4 protein-coding genes are annotated in these 3,395 nt (G+C 60.2%); 1 reads left to right on the top strand and 3 read right to left on the bottom strand.

Going from position 1 to position 3,395, the window contains the following annotated elements; genetic code table 11:
- The 3 genes from NTW95_13390 to NTW95_13380 all read right to left on the bottom strand — a co-directional run.
- Positions 1-1,865, bottom strand: a 1,865-nt coding sequence (locus tag NTW95_13390; protein ID MCX6558401.1) for a DUF5916 domain-containing protein, incomplete at its 3' end; no start/stop codon positions are given.
- A 176-nt stretch (positions 1,866-2,041) separates the two neighbouring features.
- A complete protein-coding gene (locus tag NTW95_13385; GenBank protein MCX6558400.1) occupies positions 2,042-2,380 on the bottom strand; it encodes a YacL family protein in 339 nt (112 codons plus the stop codon).
- A 12-nt stretch (positions 2,381-2,392) separates the two neighbouring features.
- A complete protein-coding gene (locus tag NTW95_13380; GenBank protein MCX6558399.1) occupies positions 2,393-2,869 on the bottom strand; it encodes an EndoU domain-containing protein in 477 nt (158 codons plus the stop codon).
- A 125-nt stretch (positions 2,870-2,994) separates the two neighbouring features.
- Here NTW95_13380 and NTW95_13375 point away from each other — a divergent pair, with 125 nt between their 5' ends.
- On the top strand, positions 2,995-3,261 hold the full coding sequence (locus NTW95_13375) for a Precorrin-3B methylase (GenBank protein MCX6558398.1): 267 nt from the start codon (positions 2,995-2,997) through the stop codon (positions 3,259-3,261).
- Positions 3,262-3,395 lie beyond the last annotated feature (134 nt).

Genomic DNA, 3,395 nt, shown 5'->3' with positions numbered 1-3,395 from the left:
CCCGGCTGCAGGGTGGCAGCCAGTTCGAGGTGGAGACCGGAACCGAGAAACGGGTCCGACGGATCGTAATAAATTTTTTCCCCAAGCCGCAGGGACGCATAGGTAAACAGCCATTTGCTCACTTGCAGCTGGCCATTGCCGATCCACGTTTGGTATGAAAACAACCTGCCGGCCCACGCTTCCTCGTTGTCGCTGAAGGCGACGCGGAGAACCCCTCGGCGCTTGGTATACAGAGTGAGGGCCAGGTTGGCCGACCGGTCATCCAATCCCGTCTCCAAGTCATGGATCGCCTCGGTGCGAAAGGAGGCTTGCAGGCGCTCCCACCAGGAGCCGCCCCGGCCCGGGTACAGATTTCGCCCCAGGAACAACTGGCCGCGGCTGATGGCCGAGCGGTAGATGAAAGCGGAATCCATGGCGAAGTCCCTGTCCCAGATTTCTCCGGTCGCCCAGGCCTGCCAGCGGCGGTCGCCGTATTGGGCCATGGCGCTGACGCCGTTGCCGGAGCGCGACGGTTCCCGGTCAGCGGCGACGGTCTCGCTGTGCAAATAGAAGAACAAAAGGCGCAGGTTCTGGAACATGCGGTATTGCAGGTCGGCTCCCGCTACCTGATTGAAGCCTCCGGCAAAACTGCGGCCGCTGTAAATCAGTCCCAGCGAATTGTCTGAACCGAGGGTGTATTTGAGCCGCAACAGTCCCCAGTAGGCGCTCCGGCCTGCATGGGGATTGCCCCCCTCCTCCCATTCCAGCCCCGGAGCCCGGTCATCGGCCGCCAGCAAGGCGAACTGGGTCCGGCCCGCCGTGCCGCTCAGCTTGGCCGCCCATCTGGGATCGGCGATGAACCGGGTGTATACCGAGGCCGGCATCATGCCGTTGGTGATCAGCCCGAAATCGAAACTATTGATCCCTTCCATGAAAAAGGGCCGCTTTTCGCTGTAAAAAACCGGGTAGCGCTGGTTGACTTCGACTTGAAAGGCGTCGCTTTCCACCTGGCTGAAGTCGGGATTGAGGGTTGCTTCGGCGGTGACGGAGGAGCTCAGACCATACTTGAACGAGAGGCCGGCGTTGGGAGTCCACTCCGCTGCCTTCCAAGAACTGTCGTCGCTCCGGGCGGCGCCGCGGTTGAAAGTGAAATTGGGCAGCACTTCCAGGTTGAGCGCTTTCTTCAGGTTACGGTAGGCGACCGTGACCAGAAAATGAAATTGGTTGCGGCCGACCTTGATCTCCGGCCAGGAGCCCATCCGTCCCAGGCGGCTGATGTGGCGGAAGAACATCATGCCCATGGCCACCTCGGTACCGCCCTTGAAGCGCAAGCTGTCCAGCGGTATGCGGATCTCGGCCGTGTAGCCGCTCTCGTCGATCCGGGCGGCGCTTTCCCAGACAAAGTCATGGGCGATGTCAAGAGTGTCGGCGTACATGGCCGTGCTCATGCCGTCCAGCTGCACGCCACTGGGGTTGACGTAAAATTCGCATGTCGACTGGCGGTTGTTGAGGTTATCGATCGCCACCCCGACCCAGTCGTCGCTGCCGCCCGAATCGCGCTTGGCCAGCGAGGTCTTTATTTTCGCCGGCTCGGGATCATGGCAGCGGAAAGCGAAGTACAGGTTGCCGCGGTCGTAGGCTAGCCAGACTTCAGTCGGGAAGTCGAGCTTTTCGCCGTATACGGGGCTGAAGGTGATCCACTGGCGGTTGATCGGGGCCGACGCCCAGGCCGGCTCGGTCAGCCGGCCGTCGATGGTGATGGCTTCGGAGATCAGGTCGGGAATGACCCGCTGCGCCTTTTCATCCAGCTCGACCGCAACGAGCGCAGCGGTTGCCGGCCACAAAATCGCGCACACGAACAAAAATGACAAGATCCGTTTGTTCATCGGAACGTCTCCTGGTTCAAAAAGTAATACGGAGCAACGAGCGACAGGTTTTCAAATAAGAGCAATTTGTCGGCGGAAACGGGATGGCGGACAATGTCAGCCGGGAGATAGGCCCGCCGGCTCAGGAAGACAAGATATATGCCTTGCCGTTGAGAACGACCGTCCCCAAATTCCCTCTAGCGGGAGCGACGTGGCGTTTTTCGGCCGATCAGCGTTTTCCATTCCAGCAGAGCCTGGCGCAGCGCGGCCGGGGACAGGATCAGCTCGGGGTCGGAAGCGAATTCGGTCCGGATGCGCGCTCGGCGCATGCTGACGATCAGAGTATGGACGTTGCCGGTCATTTGCCAGCGCTTCCTGCGGCCAGCCGCGATATCGTCGAGCGCCGCAAGGACCTCATCACATATCCCGACGCTTCCCTGCACGTCGGCCTCCAGGAACCGGCCGAGCAGGCGCTGGTCGCGGCCGGTCTTTGCCCTGAAATCGCCCTTGGCATCACGATAGAATCGGTGGGTCATTGTCTGCTCCTGTCATCGTGAATAGATTGGATACGCGGTGCTGATGCGCCCGTTCTGGATATAGCCCTCAATGGTGAATCCATAGCCCGAAGGGCCGCTGAAGCGCTCGCCGCGGCATTGACCCCGGCGATGGGCGGCAAGGATAGCCTCGATCACCATCTGGCGGGTCAGGCGATCGGGATAGAGGGTCGAGAACTTGGTCCGGTTGCGGCGGTCGATCCAGACCACGGCGGTATAGACCCCAACGCGGTTGGGTCGGTCAATGAAGCGTACGATGCCGCTGCCGGCGGGATCGATCCCCCCGGGCCTGGAATGGAAGCCGACCGGCTTGCCTCGGCGGTTGATCTCGCCCGCGAAGACATGGGTCAGATTGATGGCCGGCCGGGTGTCGGACCAGACGCGGGTGCGATAATCGATTTCCCGCTCGCCGGCCAGAAATACGCCGGGCAGTAACACAAGAAAAATAAGAAAAATGAACCGCCGCTTCATGGGAGTTAGCCTATTCTGCCCAAGTTACAAAGTCAAGCATCGGCCCTAGGCGAACTCCTTTCCGGCCCTGACGGGACGCAGTAGGCAGGACGACAAGGAATGGCCGCATATGATACCATTCTCCCATGTCTAGGATTGATTCCGTCGATCCCGTCAAGGAAACCTGCCGCTTGATCCGCCTGGCCCGGTCGTACTGGGACGCGCACCGCAATCCCGCCTGCCGCACCCACCGCGACATGGCCCTGAAGCTGTACGAGAGCCTCTCCCCGGAACAAAGAAAAGAAATCCCCCAGGTGCTGCGGGTCTGGCTGCGCTACCGCAGCAAAAAGTACTTTGGTCCCGACCGGACGGCACCGGGAACGGGGGGAAGAAAGAAAAAGCGTCAGCCTTGAAAATTCCTTATATCTATTCCCATAATTTATAACTATTTATGGAACTTGCGGATGAACTCCTCGACCTCGAGGATGCCGCCCTGGAATATTAAATAACCATTATACGGCTCGCGCCCGATGATCTCGCCGGGGAT

The sequence above is a fragment of the Candidatus Aminicenantes bacterium genome (genome assembly GCA_026393795.1).
Classification (GTDB): domain Bacteria; phylum Acidobacteriota; class Aminicenantia; order UBA2199; family UBA2199; genus UBA2199.
This window is presented reverse-complemented; position numbering and strand designations above follow the sequence as displayed.